Annotated in this window: 15 protein-coding genes and 1 pseudogene; 9 read left to right on the forward strand and 7 right to left on the reverse strand. The window is 72.7% G+C overall.

The window, feature by feature from the left end:
• Window positions 1-94, forward strand: a pseudogene (locus tag AB0E83_RS08670) (TetR/AcrR family transcriptional regulator); the annotation flags it as partial.
• Between the two features lie 15 nt (window positions 95-109).
• On the opposite strand, the gene AB0E83_RS08675 reads toward AB0E83_RS08670, so the two are convergent.
• Window positions 110-436, reverse strand: a complete 327-nt coding sequence (locus AB0E83_RS08675; RefSeq protein WP_030222399.1) for a plasmid stabilization protein — start codon at window positions 434-436, stop codon at window positions 110-112.
• A gap of 252 nt (window positions 437-688) precedes the next feature.
• On the opposite strand from AB0E83_RS08675, the gene AB0E83_RS08680 reads away from it, so the two are divergent.
• The 4 genes from AB0E83_RS08680 to AB0E83_RS08695 all read left to right on the forward strand — a co-directional run bounded on the left by AB0E83_RS08680 (window position 689) and on the right by AB0E83_RS08695 (window position 2,901).
• Window positions 689-937, forward strand: coding sequence for a DUF5133 domain-containing protein (locus tag AB0E83_RS08680; RefSeq protein WP_362107960.1), 249 nt, complete (start codon window positions 689-691; stop codon window positions 935-937).
• A gap of 23 nt (window positions 938-960) precedes the next feature.
• Window positions 961-1,425 (forward strand): DUF6098 family protein, encoded by a 465-nt coding sequence (locus AB0E83_RS08685; RefSeq protein WP_362107963.1) that lies wholly within the window; start codon window positions 961-963, stop codon window positions 1,423-1,425.
• A gap of 247 nt (window positions 1,426-1,672) precedes the next feature.
• Window positions 1,673-1,873, forward strand: a complete 201-nt coding sequence (locus AB0E83_RS08690) for a hypothetical protein (RefSeq protein ID WP_362107966.1) — start codon at window positions 1,673-1,675, stop codon at window positions 1,871-1,873.
• Between the two features lie 569 nt (window positions 1,874-2,442).
• Window positions 2,443-2,901: an alcohol dehydrogenase catalytic domain-containing protein gene (locus AB0E83_RS08695; protein ID WP_362107969.1), complete on the forward strand. Its 459-nt coding sequence runs from the start codon at window positions 2,443-2,445 to the stop codon at window positions 2,899-2,901.
• Here the strand turns inward: AB0E83_RS08695 and AB0E83_RS08700 are convergent.
• Window positions 2,855-3,403, reverse strand: coding sequence for a winged helix-turn-helix domain-containing protein (locus AB0E83_RS08700; protein WP_362107972.1), 549 nt, complete (start codon window positions 3,401-3,403; stop codon window positions 2,855-2,857). The genes AB0E83_RS08695 and AB0E83_RS08700 overlap by 47 nt on opposite strands.
• 484 nt (window positions 3,404-3,887) lie before the next feature.
• On the opposite strand from AB0E83_RS08700, the gene AB0E83_RS08705 reads away from it, so the two are divergent.
• Window positions 3,888-4,346, forward strand: coding sequence for an Rrf2 family transcriptional regulator (locus tag AB0E83_RS08705; RefSeq protein ID WP_362107975.1), 459 nt, complete (start codon window positions 3,888-3,890; stop codon window positions 4,344-4,346).
• A 971-nt stretch (window positions 4,347-5,317) separates the two neighbouring features.
• On the forward strand, window positions 5,318-6,424 hold the full coding sequence (locus AB0E83_RS08710; RefSeq protein WP_362107977.1) for an ABC transporter substrate-binding protein: 1,107 nt from the start codon (window positions 5,318-5,320) through the stop codon (window positions 6,422-6,424).
• Between the two features lie 199 nt (window positions 6,425-6,623).
• Here AB0E83_RS08710 and AB0E83_RS08715 read toward each other — a convergent pair whose 3' ends face one another.
• The 5 genes from AB0E83_RS08715 to AB0E83_RS08735 all read right to left on the reverse strand — a co-directional run bounded on the left by AB0E83_RS08715 (window position 6,624) and on the right by AB0E83_RS08735 (window position 11,091).
• Window positions 6,624-7,691 carry an LLM class flavin-dependent oxidoreductase gene (locus AB0E83_RS08715; RefSeq protein ID WP_362107980.1) on the reverse strand — a complete coding sequence of 356 codons (1,068 nt, stop codon included), beginning with the start codon at window positions 7,689-7,691 and terminating at the stop codon, window positions 6,624-6,626.
• A gap of 15 nt (window positions 7,692-7,706) precedes the next feature.
• Window positions 7,707-7,913 (reverse strand): hypothetical protein, encoded by a 207-nt coding sequence (locus AB0E83_RS08720; RefSeq protein WP_362107983.1) that lies wholly within the window; start codon window positions 7,911-7,913, stop codon window positions 7,707-7,709.
• A 45-nt stretch (window positions 7,914-7,958) separates the two neighbouring features.
• Window positions 7,959-8,726: an amino acid ABC transporter ATP-binding protein gene (locus AB0E83_RS08725; RefSeq protein ID WP_362107986.1), complete on the reverse strand. Its 768-nt coding sequence runs from the start codon at window positions 8,724-8,726 to the stop codon at window positions 7,959-7,961.
• The gene (locus AB0E83_RS08730; protein WP_362108175.1) at window positions 8,723-9,661 is read right to left on the reverse strand and encodes an ABC transporter substrate-binding protein; all 939 of its coding nucleotides are present in this window, start codon (window positions 9,659-9,661) and stop codon (window positions 8,723-8,725) included. Before AB0E83_RS08730 ends, AB0E83_RS08725 begins: the two co-directional genes overlap by 4 nt.
• 302 nt (window positions 9,662-9,963) lie before the next feature.
• The gene (locus AB0E83_RS08735; protein ID WP_362107989.1) at window positions 9,964-11,091 is read right to left on the reverse strand and encodes an LLM class flavin-dependent oxidoreductase; all 1,128 of its coding nucleotides are present in this window, start codon (window positions 11,089-11,091) and stop codon (window positions 9,964-9,966) included.
• Between the two features lie 573 nt (window positions 11,092-11,664).
• Between AB0E83_RS08735 and AB0E83_RS08740 the strand changes: the two genes are divergently transcribed.
• Window positions 11,665-12,663, forward strand: coding sequence for an amino acid ABC transporter permease (locus AB0E83_RS08740; RefSeq protein ID WP_362107992.1), 999 nt, complete (start codon window positions 11,665-11,667; stop codon window positions 12,661-12,663).
• Entirely contained in the window at window positions 12,660-14,699 is a 2,040-nt protein-coding gene (locus AB0E83_RS08745) for an FAD/NAD(P)-binding protein (RefSeq protein WP_362107994.1), read from the forward strand. The genes AB0E83_RS08740 and AB0E83_RS08745 overlap by 4 nt, the downstream gene beginning before the upstream one ends.
• Window positions 14,700-14,845: the final 146 nt, after the last annotated feature.

The following is a 14,845-nucleotide window of genomic DNA, read 5'->3' on the forward strand; positions in this document are numbered from 1 at the left end:
GCGGATCTCCGCCCGCTTCGCGAGCGCCCCGGCCCTCGACGCGCGCGGCGCGATCGACGGCGTCCTCGACGAGTTCCTCGCGATGAAGCGGAGCGCGGCCGGGCCGGGTTCAGCGGCCGAGGGCCTTCTTGAGCTCCTGCTTGTTCATGGACGAGCGGCCCTCGACCCCGCGCTTCTTCGCCTCGGCGTAGAGCTGGTCCTTCGTCGGCCCCTGGGAGCCGCTGTGCGAGCGCTCCCCGCCGCGCTGCGAAGCCGACTTCCGGTCCCGCGTGGAGGTCTTGCTCGCGGTCGCGGACTCGCCGGAACGGGCCCGCTCCTTGTTCACGGTGCGCGCGGCGATCTCCTTCGCCCGCTTCTCGGAGGCGCCGCGCTTCTCGGCACCCTCCTTGATGTGCTCGTACTGGCGCTCGCGCTTCGCGTTCGATCCTGCCGGCATCACATGTCCCTTTCCGTGGGTCGCGGCCCGTCCGGCCGCACGTGCCCGTCCGGCTACCCGGCGGCCGGTGCCTCACCCGGCACCGTTCCCATCCCACCCGAAGTCCCCGCACCGCGCGAACGGGAGCGGGAGGTGCGCGGCACGGAGAGACGCGGGGCGCCGCGGTCGCGAGCCGCGTGATTGCCGTGGTGAGGCCGGGGCAGACGAGCGGCACGGGACACGTGCCCCCTGTTCGGAGCAAGGAGACGGCTGATGCTGATGCCCCGCCCCGCGGTACCGAGGGACCTCGTCGAACAGTACGAGGCGCTGCTCCCGCACGCGGGGGACGGTTCGACCGGGGCCCATAGGCGGCTGGAAGGCGTCGCCTCCACGCTGTGCGTGTCCACCGGCACCCGTGACGTCGAGACCGCGCCGGCCACCGCCCGCCGTCAGCTGTCCGGCACCCGGTCCGGCCCCGGAACCGGCGCCGCGACCGAGAGCGGTTTCGCGCTCGCCCGCTGACCCACGAACTCCGCAGGACACCCATGAGCACCACCCGCATGGCGTCTCTCTCCCGTCTGGACGACCTCGTCCGCCTGGTGGCCGACCGCCGCGACCTCTATGTGCGCTGGTCGCGTGGACCGGATCCGGATCTCCGGAGCACCTCCAGCGCGGACGACCTGACAGGCGTCCGTCTGCCGGGTCTGTCGGCCAGCGCACTCGGCGTCGAGGACTGGTGGGGGGAACGCCCGGCCCGCCTGTGGATCGCCCGGCGCCTGTACGACTACTGCCACCTCCCCCGGCTGAAGGACCCGGGCACGAGGCCCTGGGTGCTCCGCGGGAGAGAGGTGGGCAGGGGCCCGGACAACGAACCTCTGGTCACGGGCGTGGAGCCGCTCGCCTGGATCGGCGACGACGTCATCGCCGAAGCCGTCGGCCTCGTAGAGCGGCAGCCCGGACGCTGGGGAACGCTGGATCGCCGCGGAACCCCCGAGCAGCGGCGGAGGTGAGGGCCTCCCTCTCGTGCGCCGACACGGCGCGCACCGGCCCGGTGAGCGCCGTGTCCCATGACCCTCCCGCCCACCGCGTCCGGCAAACGGCTTTCGACAGGGCGCGGGACGACCCGTCCGTACGGCGCTCCTTCACGGAACGAAGCGAGTGCGTCCGGCGAGGACCTCCTGTCCAGTTTTGCGCGTCGGGGGGTGGGCACGCGCCGGGCGACGGCATGCGACGACGAACCGAGAGAGGTGGCCCGTCATGCCCGAACCCGGAAGCAAGAAGTACGACACCCGGCGTGCCAGATTGCGGAAGGACGCCGAGCAGGGGGGCGTACCGGACGCGAAGGCGAACGACGAAGCCAACGAGTCGCTGCAGGAGGACCCCCAGTGGCGCAGCAGCGGTCCGCGGACCGAGCGTGGCCTCGGCCCGAAGGGCGAGAGGCGGAAGGAGGCCGAATGACCCGGTGGCGGCTGCGGGAGAGTTCGGCGGCCGGCCGGACCACCTCGCGGCGCACCGCTCGGTGACCGGTGCGCCGGAAGCGCCCGGCGGCCCGCGCGAAACGCCGGAGGGGTTCGTCCGCCGGCCTCGGTGGAGGCGGACGGACACCGGGGCGGCCGACTTCGCCCGCCGGCTGCGGCGGCACGACGACCGTCTCCCGGACGACGACCGCGCCGGCTTCTTCGGCCCCGGCGTCCAGAGGCGTCCAGAGCCTGTGGGAGTCCCTGCACGCGCACGACCGGGCCCATCGGCGTCGTCCACCCCCGGGCCGCGAGCGCTGGGGCGATCACCGCCGTTTGAGCCCGCCTCGGGAGGAGAGCCGCACCAGAGGACGAGATCCGAAGCCCGGCCGCCGTCGGCACGCACGGCGACCGGACGCGGAGCTCCGAAGTCCCGGCAGCAGGCCGCGCCCGGGCCGGAACGGCGTGACGTCCGGAAGCCGGCAGCGGCGCCCGGGCGGAGCGGCTCGCGTCTCCGGCCGCGGCGCACCGGAACGGATCCCCCGGGTCATCCACCGAAGGAGCGTCCACATGAAAGCCGTCGTCTGGCGCGGAATCGGAGACATCGGTGTCGAGGATGTCCCTGAGCCGACGGTCGAGGACCCGTACGACGCGATCGTACGGATCACGACGTCCGCCATCTGCGGCACCGATCTCCACTTCGTCCGCGGCACCATGCCCGGCATGCGAGAAGGCCGCGTCCTCGGTCACGAAGCGGTCGGGGTCGTGGAGGAGGTCGGGCCCGGGGTGCGCAACCTCCGCCCCGGCGACCGCGTGGTCGTGCCTTCCACGTACGTGCCGGACTGCTCGGCAGTCACCGCCGGGGCACCGGCCGGGGCGGCGACCGCACGTTCGCCTCGCGGTCGGCCCGCCCCTCGCCGCCCCGGGTGGCGGAGGCGCCAGCCTGCCCGTCGCCCCTTGGAGGAACGGGAGAGGAGAGGGGCTACCGGTGGTCGGGGACGTACTTGTAGCCGACCCTGCGGATGGTGACGATCCGGTCCCGGTAGGCGGGGCCGAGCTTGCGGCGCAGCCGGGCGACGTGGACGTCGACGGTCCGGCCGTCGCCGATGTGGTCGTAGCCCCAGATGGTGGCCATGAGGGCTTCGCGCGTGTGCACGGCGTGGGGGTGCGTCAGGAGGTGGGCGATGAGCTCGAACTCCAGGTACGTGAGGTCGAGTTCGCGTCCGTCGACCTCGATGGTCCGGCGCGTCCCGTCGATGCGGAGGCCGTCGGCCGGGTCCGGGGCCGCGCCGGGAGCGGGCTCCGGTTCGGGGGCCGGGCGGGGTGGTGTCCGCGCGACGAGCGGATACACCTCCGGCCGCACGCCGTGGGTACGGAGCAGTGCCACGGGGTCGACGGTCTCCGGCAGGTACACGAGGTACCCGACCGTTCCGGAGCCGGGCGTGGCGGGCGCGATCCTCGGTCGGTCGCCGACGAGGCGGAGACGCGGTTCGGGAACGGGACGCGTGGGGGTGGGAACGGCGGTGGTCACGGGAAGCCCCTTCGGCTGGTCAGGGTGGAGTGCGATCGGACACCGGGAACATCGGGCCCGCCCGCGGCGCACAGGCGCGGCGGCGCACGGGGCGCGGCGGCGGCGTCGGCATCGGCGGCGACGCGTGAGGGTCGAGCCCGTGCCGCCTCGCGGGAGGCCGGCCGGTCACGAAAGGAGAAGGAGAAGAGAGGGGCGCAGGGAAGGCGGACGCGGCGGAAGCTCTGCCGCGCGCGGGGCGGACACCCCGGCGAGAAGCCCTGGCGAAGAAACCCTAGCCGCGCCGGCAGGCCGCACTGGCCACGAGACGGAAGTCAACGTGCCTGCGGCGTACGAGCAACGGCTGCGACGGGGACATGCCGCAATCGTGGTGCGCGTGACGGCAACCCGTCAAGAGTTTCCTACAGATTTCATGGGAAAAGGAGCCCGCATGCGCCCGGACCTGCGGGAAGCGGTGCGGGACGGTGCGGTACGGGATAATGCCCGCATGCGGATCTCAGCCCGAGCGGACTACGCGGTACGCGCAGCCCTCCTCCTCGCCGGCGCCCAGGAGGACACCCCCCTGAAGGCGGAGTTCCTCGCCGAGACGCAGGAGATCCCGCACAAGTTCCTGGAGAGCATCCTCAACGACATGCGGCGTGACGGGCTGGTGATGAGCCAGCGCGGCGCCCGCGGCGGGTACCGGCTGGCGAAAGCACCGGAGGACATCTCGGTCGCCGACGTGGTGCGCGCGGTCGAGGGACCACTCGTCTCGGTGCGGGGCGTGCGCCCGCCGGACCTGACGTACCAAGGCCCCGCCGAGGCGCTGCTCCCGTTGTGGATCGCCCTGCGGGCGAACGTCCGCCAGATCCTCGAAGGGGTCTCGCTCGCGGACATCGCCTCGGGCCGGCTGCCCGATTTCGTCCACACCCTGGCGGACGACCCCGCCGCCTGGTCCAATCCCTGAGACGTCGGCCGGCTCGGCACGCCCCGGGTCCCGCATCGCGAGGCGGGACCGTCCGACATGTGATCAGGCCCCGGTCGGCCGGAACCTCCGTCGAGCGGTCTTCCCGCTCATCCGACGCGGCCGACGCCGACGCCCGCGACCAGGCGGGGAAACCACCTGACGACGAGACCGCCGGGCTGCGCGGGGCCGGCGTCCCGGCACCCCTGACCCCGTGGAGTCGGCGACGACGGTGGCAGGCTGAAGCGCCGTCGACGCACGTCGCTCCGCGACCCGCGACCGGGGACATCCCGGCCGTCCGCGTTCCGCGCGCCCTTGATGGGCTGAGCCCCGCACCGGCTCGGGTCGCGCCGAACGTGACCACCCGAGTGCCGGAACTCGCCGACGACCCGTGCTCGGAGCGGTTCTGACGTGGCGTCCTAGCCCTGAACGCCCGCGGCTCGCCTGTCGGCCGGTTGCGCGCCGCCGGGGACCGCACCTCGACGGTCCCCCCACCGCGCGATGGCCGCGGCCTGCCCCTGAGGGGCGTCACGCGCGAGGGGAACGCGCTCCGATCCGACCCGCGCATATCAAGAAGCGAGACGCCTTCGTCCACCATTCGAACAGCCTCTTGGGGCGGCAGCCTCTTTCTGCCACGATCCCTATCAACCGACTGGGAAAGCTAGGGATTGCGAGGGAGTCATGCGAACGGCGCATCACCCGGCCCTCCCCCGTCTCACGTCGCGTCGCCACATCGACCTCGGCCACACGTCCAGCGCCATCTGTCAGCGCGCCTGAGACCGCCCCACGGAACCGGCACCCGCCCCAGCCCGTGCCCCACGCCTTCGGGCGGGGCATGGGGTGGCCCTGGCGTGCGCGACGTCCGCGCCCTGCCGTTCCCGCCGGCTTTCCCCGCTCTCCCGCATTTCCCGCATTTCCTGCATTTCCTGCATTTTCCATACCTGCCGATCGCCTCATCCTCGAGAGGACACCCCGTGTCTGCCGCAAGACCGCTCTCCACCCTGCGCGCCCTCGCCGCCCTGTCCGCCCTCCCCCTGCTCCTGACCGCCTGCGGCTACGGAACCGCGTCCACGGACGACGACAAGAAGACCGAGGTCGCGGCAGGCGGCAAGAAGCTCTCCGCCGACGAGGTGCGGCTCGGCTACTTCCCCAACCTCACGCACGCCACCGCCCTGATCGGCGACCAGCAGGGCATCTTCCAGAAGGAGCTCGGCGGCACCCGGCTGAAGGTCTCCACCTTCAACGCCGGCCCGTCCGAGATCGAGGCGCTCAACGCCGACTCGATCGACATCGGCTTCATCGGCCCCTCCCCCGCGATCAACGGCTACACCAAGTCCAAGGGCAAGAACCTGCGCATCATCGGCGGTTCGGCCTCCGGCGGGGTGAAACTGGTCGTGAACCCCGACAAGATCAAGACCCTGGACGACGTCAAGGGCAAGAAGATCGCCACGCCGCAGCTCGGCAACACCCAGGACGTCGCCTTCCTCAACTGGGTCTCCGAGAAGGGCTGGAAGGTCGACGCCCAGAGCGGCAAGGGCGACGTCTCCGTGGTCCGCACGGACAACAAGGTGACCCCGAACGCCTACAAGTCCGGCTCCATCGACGGTGCCTGGGTGCCGGAGCCGACCGCGTCCAAGCTGGTCAGCGAGGGCGCGAAGGTGCTCCTCGACGAGTCCGACCTGTGGCCGGACAAGAAGTTCGTCATCACCAACATCATCGTGTCGCAGAAGTTCCTCAAGGAGCACCCGGACGTCGTCGAGGCGGTCCTGCGCGGCTCGGTGAAGACCAACTCCTGGATCAACGCCAACCCGGAGAAGGCGAAGACCGCCGCCAACGCCAAGCTGAAGGAACTCACCGGCAAGCCGCTCGGCGACGCGGTGATCAACGGCGCCTGGCCGTCCATCACCTTCCTCGACGACCCGCTGGCCGCCACCCTCGACGCACAGGCACAGCACGCCGTGAAGGCCGGCCTGCTCAAGCAGCCGGAGCTGAAGGGGATCTACGACCTCAGCACGCTCAACAAGGTCCTCAAGGCCGAGGGCAAGGCCGAGATCGGCGACGCCGGCCTCGGCGTGAAGTAGCTTGCCGAGCAAGCGAATTCCCTGAGGGTGACGACACGTTCGTCACCCTCAGGGCGTGCCCGGGCCGCGGCCGGGTTCTCGTCGGCCGGAGCGCTCTTCGAGCGGGGCGAAGCGTTCGAGGACCCGTCGGCCCGCGTGCTCGGCCGACGGCGGCCATGGGCGGACCTCTCGGCGCCGGGCGGGAGTCGCGGACGGGGATTCACTGCTGCTGCCACAGAGTGGTGGGGGCCTCGCGCCGCACCACCGGGGCGATCTCCTCGGCGAATCGGCGCAGTTGGTCGATCTGCTCGGCCGGCGAAAGGCCCGAGCCGTCGACGGTGATGGACTGAAGGTCGTGGCGGTACGCCTGGTGGAAGCCCAGGATCTTGTCGATGATCTGCTGCGGACTGCCGATGAGATGAGGGCCGTCCGCGACGGCCTCCTCGATGGTGCGGAAGGGTGTGTTGTAGCCGGGCTTGCCCTCCAGCCGCGGCTTGTAGGTCTGCCGGACCCTGGCCTCGTAGAAGTCCTTGAAGCGGGCGATCGCCTCCTGGGTGGTGTCGGCGACGAACAGTCCTCCCGATCCCGCGCCGACGTGGGCGGTACGCGGGTCGTGACCGTACGCCTCGAAGCGTTCGCGGTAGTGCCCGATGAGCCGGGTGTACGCCTCGCGGGGCTGGACGGCGTTGGCGCTGAACAGCGGGTCGCCGTGCCTGGCGGCCAGCTCCGGGGAGTGGAGACTGGTGGCCGAGCCGTGCCAGACGCGCGGCGGGCGGCCTTCGTAGGGTCGGGGCACGGTGGTCGTGTCCGTCAGCGGCGGGCGGAACTCGCCCCGCCAGGTGACCTTCTCCTCCCGCCAGAGCCTGCGCAGCAACTCGTACTTCTCGGCCTGGTACTCCCACTGGAGGCCCTCGTCGAGGCCGAAGAGGTCGAAGTGGCCCGCTTCCGCGCCCTTGCCGATGACGAGTTCGAGCCGGCCGCGGGAGAGCTGGTGCAGAGTGGCGTAGTCCTCGGCGACGCGCACCGGGTCCGCGATGGCCAGGACGGTGACGCCGGTGAGCAGCCGGATGCGGGAGGTGCGGGCGGCGAGGGCGCCGAGCAGCGCCGTGGGGCTGGACGACAGGAACGCCCCGGCGTGCCGTTCACCGACCGCGTACGCGTCGAAGCCGAGCTCCTCGGCGGCGACGCCCGTCTCCACGACCTCCGCCAACCGGTCCGCGGCGGAGCCGAGTTCACCGGTCAGCGGGTGGGGGGCGTGGCCGACGAGGGTGAGGACCTGGAATCTCATCGAAGCCTCCCTCGCCTACTCGCCGGTCCTGGGCGGGCCGGGCGGGCCGGGCGGGCTGATCCGGGACGAGGTCACGGCCTCGCCGGAGGGGCCCCACCGCTCCGGGGCCTCGGCGTACGTGCCGTTCTCGATGATCTGCTCCAGGGCGTCGGCGAGCGGCTCGGCCAGGCCGTCGCCCTTCTTCGTGGTGGCGACGGTGCGGCGGGCGAGGGTGGTGGACACGGTGGTTCTCCTTGCGTGGCGTGGTGGCGCGTCGGTGGTCGCCGGTCAGAGGACCTTGGAGAGGAAGGCGCGGGTGCGTGCGTGCCGCGGGTCGTCCAGGACGGCCGCGGGCGGGCCCTGCTCCACGACGGTCCCGCCGTCCATGAACACGACCGTGTCGGCGGCCTCGCGGGCGAAGCCGATCTCGTGGGTGACGACGATCATGGTGGTGCCGGTGCGGGCCAGGTCCTTGATGACGTCGAGGACCTCACCGACGAGTTCCGGGTCGAGCGCCGAGGTGGGCTCGTCGAAGAGCAGCACCTTCGGTTCGAGCGCGAGGGCGCGGGCGATGGCGACGCGCTGCTGCTGGCCGCCGGAGAGCTGCCGGGGGTAGGCGTCGGCCTTGTCGGCGAGGCCGACCCGCGCGAGGAGCCGGCGGGCGGTCTCCTCCGCCTCCTTGCGCGGGCGGCGCAGTGCGGAGACGGGGGCCTCGACCAGGTTGTCCAGCACGTCCAGGTGCGGGAAGAGGTGGAAGTTCTGGAAGACGAACCCGATGCGGGTGCGCTGTTCGAGGACGTCCTTCTCCTTCAGCTCGTACAGCCTGTCGCCGTGGCGGCGGTAGCCGATGAGCTCGCCGTCGACGCTGATCCAGCCCCGGTCGACCTTCTCCAGGTGGTTGATGGTGCGCAGCAGGGTGGACTTGCCGGAGCCGGACGGGCCGAGGATCACGGTGACCTCTCCGGCGCGTACCCGGAGGTCGACGCCGCGCAGCACCTCCAGCGGGCCGAAACTCTTGTGGACGGAGCGGACGTCCACCATCACGTCGGTGCTCATCGGTTGTGCTCGGGCGGGTTGATCCTCGACGCGTCGATCGCGGAGGCGGTGGTTCCCCACTTCTTCAGGATCCGGGCGTAGGTGCCGTCCTCGATCAGCCGGTCGACCGCGGCCCGGAAGGCCGGGGTGAGCGGGGAGCCCTTCTTGAAGGCGAAGCCGACGTCGAGCCGGTGGTACTCGCCGAGGAAGACGGTCTGGGCGGCGGGCTGGGCCGCCTGGTACCGCAGGCCGTTGATGGTCGACATCACGACGTCGATGCGGCCCTGCTGGAGCGCGGTGAGGGTGGCCGCGTTCTCCGAGTAGACCTTCACCTCGTACGGCTCCTTGCCGGACTCGGCGCAGACCCCCTTGCGGGCGGTGAGGGTGGCCTCGAAGGTCGTGCCGGCGCCCGTGCCGATCGTGAGCCCGCACAGCTGGGTCAGGTCGGTGACCCTGCCGCCGAGCGCCGCACGGCCCTTCTTCACGGCGAAGCCCTGGCCGTCGTTGATGTAGGTGACGAAGTCGATCGTCTTCAGGCGCTCGGTGGTGACGCCGAAGTTGCCGGTGCCGACGTCGTACTTGCCGCTGGCGAGGGCGGGCAGGATCGTCTCGAAGGAGGCGTCCTGTCGTTCCAGCCTCACGCCGAGGACCTTCGCCACCGCGTCGGCGAGGTCGATGTCCTGGCCGGCGGGCGCCTTGTCCGTGCCGTCGGGGTAGTACGCGCCGGGCGGGAAGCCGATCGAGCTGCCGACCCTCAGCACACCTGCCTCGCGGACGTCCGCGGGCAGCAGGGCGGCGACGGCGTCCGCCTTCCGTACGCCGGCGACCGGGTCGTCGGCCGTCGCGGCGGGTGCCTGGGCCCCCGCCGTCACCGTGCCGCCGGAGCCGCAGGCGGTCAGGGCCAGGAGCGGCAGCAGGGCGAGGGCGGCCGCGGCGCGCAGGCGGTCGATGGTCACGGGTTTCACAGGTCGGCGCCCCTTCCTGTACGTGCTCGGGCTCGGCTTCGGCTCGGCCGTCGCCGTGTCGTACCGGCGGAAGGCGCCGCCCGCGACGGCCCGGCCGCGCTCCAGGAGGAGGAGCGGGGCGCCCCCGTGCGGAGCGGTGAACTCCTCGTCGGGGTGACGGGCGAGTGCGGCGCGGGCGCCCTCGCCGTAGCGGGTGGTGCACTCGTCGCCGAGTTCCCGCAGCGGGGGCTCCACACGGGGGCCGGAGACCGGGACGTGGATGACCGTCGGCCCGGGGAGCGGTGCCGCGGGGCTCACTCGCCCACCGCCGCGAGGGTCCGGGGGCCGCGTGCCGCCCGCTCGGCGTCGCGCTTGGCGACCTCCTCGCGGACGAGGGGGATCACGTACCGGCCGAAGTCGATCGCGTCGTCCAGCAGGTCGTAGCCGCGGGCGGAGAGGATGTCGACGCCGAGGTCGTAGTAGTCGAGCAGCGCCTGGGCGACCGTCTCGGGAGTGCCGACCAGGGCGTTGGAATTGCCGGCTCCGCCGGTCGCGGCGGCGGTCGGGGTCCACAGGGCGCGGTCGTAGCGCTCCCCCGCCTCGGCGATGGCGATCAGCCGCTGCGACCCGGTGTTCTCGGGGACGTCGCCGCGGTGATGTCGGACGAGTCCCGTCCCGCGCCGCTCCCGGATGGCGCCGACCGTGCAGTGGGCCTTCTCCCACGCCAGGTCCTCGGTCGGGGCGATGATCGGGCGGAAGGCCACCTGGATGCGCGGCACGTCGGTCCGCCCGGCCGCCCGGGCCGCGGCCTTCACGGCCTCGATCTGCTCGGCGGTCTTCGCCAGCGGCTCCCCCCACAGGCAGTAGACGTCGGCCTCGGCGCCTCCGGCGGCGTACGCGGCGGGTGAGGATCCGCCGAACGAGACGCCGGGGCGGGGCTGTTGGAAGGGGAAGACGTCGCTGACGAAGTCGTGGAAGCGGTAGTGCTCGCCCTCGTGGTCGAAGGGCTCGTGAGTGGTCCAGATCTTCTTGACGAGCCGGATGTACTCGCGGGTGCGGGCGTACCGCTCGTCCTTGGTGAGGGTGTCGCCCTCGCGGCCCTGCTCGTGGTCGTTGCCGCCGGTGATGAAGTGCACGGTGAGCCGGCCCTCGCTGATCTGGTCGAGGGTGGCGAAGGTCTTGGCGGCGAAGGTCGGGTAGGAGACGTTGGGCCGGTGGGCGAGCAGGATCTGCAGCCGCTCGGTCCGGCTCGCGACGTACGCGGCGGCCGGAGCGGGGTCCGGGGAACCGGAGCCGTAGGCGAACAGCACCCGGTCCCAGCCGTGGTGCTCGTGCGCCAGGGCGAGCCGGAGCGTGTACTCCTTGTCGAAGGCGGCGCCGGAGCGGGGGGTCGTTTCGGATCCGTCGTTGGTGGCGGCGATGCCGAGGAACTCCACGGGCATGACAGAGGGGCCTTTCGGAAGCGTTGCCGGACGCGAGCAGGGCGAAGCGGCCTGACGCGGGGCACGGGTGATGGACCGTCAGGAAGACGGGGACGACGGTGAGCGGGCGTGACGACGGAGGGCGTCGGGGTCAGCGGGGCCGCGGCAGCGCGCGTGCGGGGAGGGATCGGCCCGCGACGGGGTCACCGGGGGAGGGAAGGGCCGGTCGGACGGCCCGCTGCCGAGTCAGGCGGGACAGGAGGCGGACCACACCCGACCGAAGTCGATGTGGTCGCGCGAGACCAAGCGCTGCTGGGCGTCCATGCGATTACTTGAGCAGCACACCGTGCGTTCCGTCAACCGCCGGCCGGACGGCGGAGCGGTGTTCACAGGCCCGTCATGCGCGGTTGACAGAGCGCCGGCCGGCCGCGCGTACGATCGGCGCAGGACGGGCTCCGCTGCGCGCGTGGCCCCGTCCGGCCGCGTTGAGGGGCGCGGCGAGCGTGACGACACCGTTCCCGGCGCACCGTACCCGCGTACGGGTGCCCGCATGATCACCCACGCACGCACCTCCCTTCCCCGGAGCGCCTCACCATGGTCACGTCCACCGGAACCCCCGTTCAGAAGCCTCCGAAGACCGCCGGCCCGCGCGGAGCCGACCTGCCGCGGATCGTGCCGCGCCGCCGCGTCGGCCGCTGGGCGGCCACCGCCGTGGCGTTGTCGCTCTTCGCCATGGTGCTCGACTCCGTCGTCCGCAACGACGCGTTCCAATGGGACGTGGTCGGACGGTACTTCACCACCGCCGCCGTGCTCGACGGACTGCTGCTGACGCTGTGGCTGACCGCCGTGGTGATGGTGCTCGGCTTTCTGCTCGGCATCCCGCTCGCGGTCATGCGGCTGTCCGGCAACCCCGTTCTCCGCACGCTCGGTTGGGGTTACGTGTGGATCTTCCGGTCCACGCCGCTGCTGGTGCAGCTGCTGTTCTGGTTCAACATCGGCGCCCTCTATCCGACGCTCGGCCTCGGCATCCCGTACGGGCCGCAGTTCCTCACCGTCCAGACGGTGAACCTGCTCGGTCCCTCCCTCACCGCCGTCATCGGCCTGACCCTGCACGAGGCCGCGTACGCCGCCGAGGTCGTGCGCGGCGGCATCCTCTCCGTGGACCCGGGCCAGACCGAGGCCGCCCAGGCGCTCGGCCTGAGCAGGGCCCGTACGCTGCGCCGGATCGTCATCCCGCAGGCGATGCGCTCCATCGTCCCGACCGCCGGAAACATGCTGATCGGCACGCTCAAGGGCACCAGCATCGTCAGTGTCCTGGCCGTGCACGACCTGCTGTACTCGGTGCAACTGGTCTACAACCAGACCTACCAGGTGATCCCCCTGCTGATGGTCGCCACGCTCTGGTACGTCGCGGTGACCTCCGTGCTCGGCGTCGGGCAGTACTACGTGGAGCGGCACTACGCCCGGGGCTCCGCGCGCGGGCTTCCGCCCACCCCGCCGGAGCGGCTGCGCGCCCGTGTCACCGCCCTGCGCGCACGGCCGCGCCGGACGGCGTCCGCCGGCGCCCGTCCCGCCCTCGGCGGTGACCGGTGAGCACGGGGTCCCCCGCCGTCCTGGTCGTCGTCGGGGCGGGACCGCGCGCCACCGGGCTGCTGGAACGCATCGCCGCCAACGCCCCCGAGCTGTGGCGGGGCGACAGGGAGGTGCGCATCCACCTCGTCGACCCGCATCCTCCCGGCCCGGGGCGGATCTGGCGGCACGAGCAGTCCCCGCTGCTGCGGATGAACTCCATGGCCGAGGACGTCACCCTGTTCACCGACGAGACGTCCACCCTCGACGGCCCCGTGCGGCCGGGACCCTCCTTGGCGGAGTGGGCCGCCCAGTTCGCCGACCCGCGCAACCCGCGCTTCGCGCCGTACGCGGAACCGGCCGACCGGCAGGTCCTGGCCGAGCTGCGCACGCTCACCGGGACCGACTTCCCCACCCGGCGGGCCCAGGGCGCCTACCTCGACTGGGTGTTCCGGCGGGTGCTGGCCGAGCTCCCCGCGTCGGTCACCGTCACATGGCACCGCACGACCGCCACCTCCGTCACGGGCCCTCCGGACGGCCCCCAGCACGTCCACCTGGCCGATCGGGCCACCCCCCTCCGTGCCGACCTGGTGGTCCTCGCCCAGGGCCACCTGGCGTCCGCGCCGGGCCCCGCGCACCGCGCCCGCGCGGCCTTCGCCCGCCGGCACGGCCTCTTCCACCTCCCGCCGGACTTCTCCGCCGACGCCGACCTGTCCGCGCTGCGGCCCGGCGAACACGTCGTCCTGCGCGGATTCGGGCTCGCCTTCATCGACCTGATGGTCCTGCTCACCGAGGGCCGGGGCGGCGCCTACCGCACGGAGCCCGACGGCACGCTGACCTACCTCCCCTCCGGCCGCGAGCCGATCCTGCACGTCGGATCACGGCGCGGAGTCCCCTACCACGCCAAGACCGGCTACCGGCTCCAAGGCCCTCGGCCTCCGCTGCCCCGGTACTTCGGCCCCGGGACGATCGACGCCCTGGGCGCGGAAGGGCGTGCGCTGGACCTCGGCCACGACGTGTGGCCGCTGATGGCCAAGGAGATCGGCTTCGGCCACTACCACGAGCTGTTCCACGCCCACCCGGAGCGAACGGCGATGCCCTGGGACGAGTTCCTGATCGCCTACGACCGCCTCGACTGGTACTCCGGCGCGATGACGGACCTGGTCGCCGCCGCGGTCCCCGACCCGGCGGACCGCCTGGACTTCGAGGCCCTGGACCGTCCCCTGGACGGACTCGTCTTCCCCCATACGGACGCCTTCCAGGCCCATCTGCGCGACCGCGTCGCCCAGGACGTCGCCCGCCGCCAGGACGCCGGGTTCAGCGCCGACCTCGGGGCGTTCCTCGCCCTGCTCTCGGTGTACGGGCAGCTGCCGCGGCTCGTCTCCACGGGCCGGCTCACGGCCCGCTCGCTCGGCGAGGGCCTCGACGGCTGGTGGCACGGCTTCTTCAGCTTCCTCGCCTCCGGCCCGCCCGGCTTCCGGCTGCGCCAGCTCCTCGCCCTCTCCCGTGCGGGGATCGTCCGCTTCCTCGGCGCCGGCCTCCGCGTCGCCGTCGACGAGGCCACGGGCACGTTCCGCGCGACGAGCCCCACGGTGCCCGGCCACACGGTCCGCGCCACGGCGTTGATCGAGGCGTACCTGCCCGGCCCGGACCTCGACGGCACCGAGGATCCGCTGCTCCGGCGTCTGCACCGCGCGGGCGCGCTCGCGGAGGAGGTCGTCACCGATCCGGACCACACCCACCGCTCCGGGCGCTTCGCCGTCACCCCCGCGGACGCCCGCGTCATCGACCCGGGACTCGGCGGCCCCCACCCCCGCCGCCTCGCCCTCGGCGCCCCCACCGACCACCGCGCCGTGGCCGCCTTCGCCCGCCCCCGCACCGATGCCCCCGCCTTCCGCCAGAACGACGCGGTCGCCCGCGCCCTGCTGCGGGCGCTCGCCGCGGATCCGCTCCCCGGCCCCGAGGGAAGCGGACCGGACGCCGGACACCGCCGTCAGGGGGAGACGGCCCGGTCCGGCGCCGACCGCGTGCTGACCACGCACCGGCCGCCAGGGCTCTGACCGGCGCACCCGCCCCTCGCCGGGCCGTCCACATGGTGGGCGGCCCGGTGGCGTTTCTCGCTCCTCTTCCTTCGAAACCGCAGGTCAGACCCGGTACGTGCGGTCCATCAGGTGGCGCAATACTGCGGCAACACCGTGGGGACCGC

The organism is Streptomyces sp. NPDC035033, from assembly GCF_040636735.1.
Classification (GTDB): Bacteria; Actinomycetota; Actinomycetes; order Streptomycetales; family Streptomycetaceae; genus Streptomyces.

Excerpts from the sequence above, each read along its gene's own strand:
- AB0E83_RS08675 (WP_030222399.1), bottom strand. The coding sequence starts at position 436 with ATGCCGGCAGGATCGAACGCGAAGCGCGAGCGCCAGTACGAGCACATC.
- AB0E83_RS08680 (WP_362107960.1), top strand. The coding sequence starts at position 689 with ATGCTGATGCCCCGCCCCGCGGTACCGAGGGACCTCGTCGAACAGTAC.
- AB0E83_RS08685 (WP_362107963.1), top strand. The coding sequence starts at position 961 with ATGAGCACCACCCGCATGGCGTCTCTCTCCCGTCTGGACGACCTCGTC.
- AB0E83_RS08690 (WP_362107966.1), top strand. The coding sequence starts at position 1,673 with ATGCCCGAACCCGGAAGCAAGAAGTACGACACCCGGCGTGCCAGATTG.
- AB0E83_RS08695 (WP_362107969.1), top strand. The coding sequence starts at position 2,443 with ATGAAAGCCGTCGTCTGGCGCGGAATCGGAGACATCGGTGTCGAGGAT.
- AB0E83_RS08705 (WP_362107975.1), top strand. The coding sequence starts at position 3,888 with ATGCGGATCTCAGCCCGAGCGGACTACGCGGTACGCGCAGCCCTCCTC.
- AB0E83_RS08715 (WP_362107980.1), bottom strand. The coding sequence starts at position 7,691 with ATGAGATTCCAGGTCCTCACCCTCGTCGGCCACGCCCCCCACCCGCTG.
- AB0E83_RS08725 (WP_362107986.1), bottom strand. The coding sequence starts at position 8,726 with ATGAGCACCGACGTGATGGTGGACGTCCGCTCCGTCCACAAGAGTTTC.
- AB0E83_RS08735 (WP_362107989.1), bottom strand. The coding sequence starts at position 11,091 with ATGCCCGTGGAGTTCCTCGGCATCGCCGCCACCAACGACGGATCCGAA.
- AB0E83_RS08740 (WP_362107992.1), top strand. The coding sequence starts at position 11,665 with ATGGTCACGTCCACCGGAACCCCCGTTCAGAAGCCTCCGAAGACCGCC.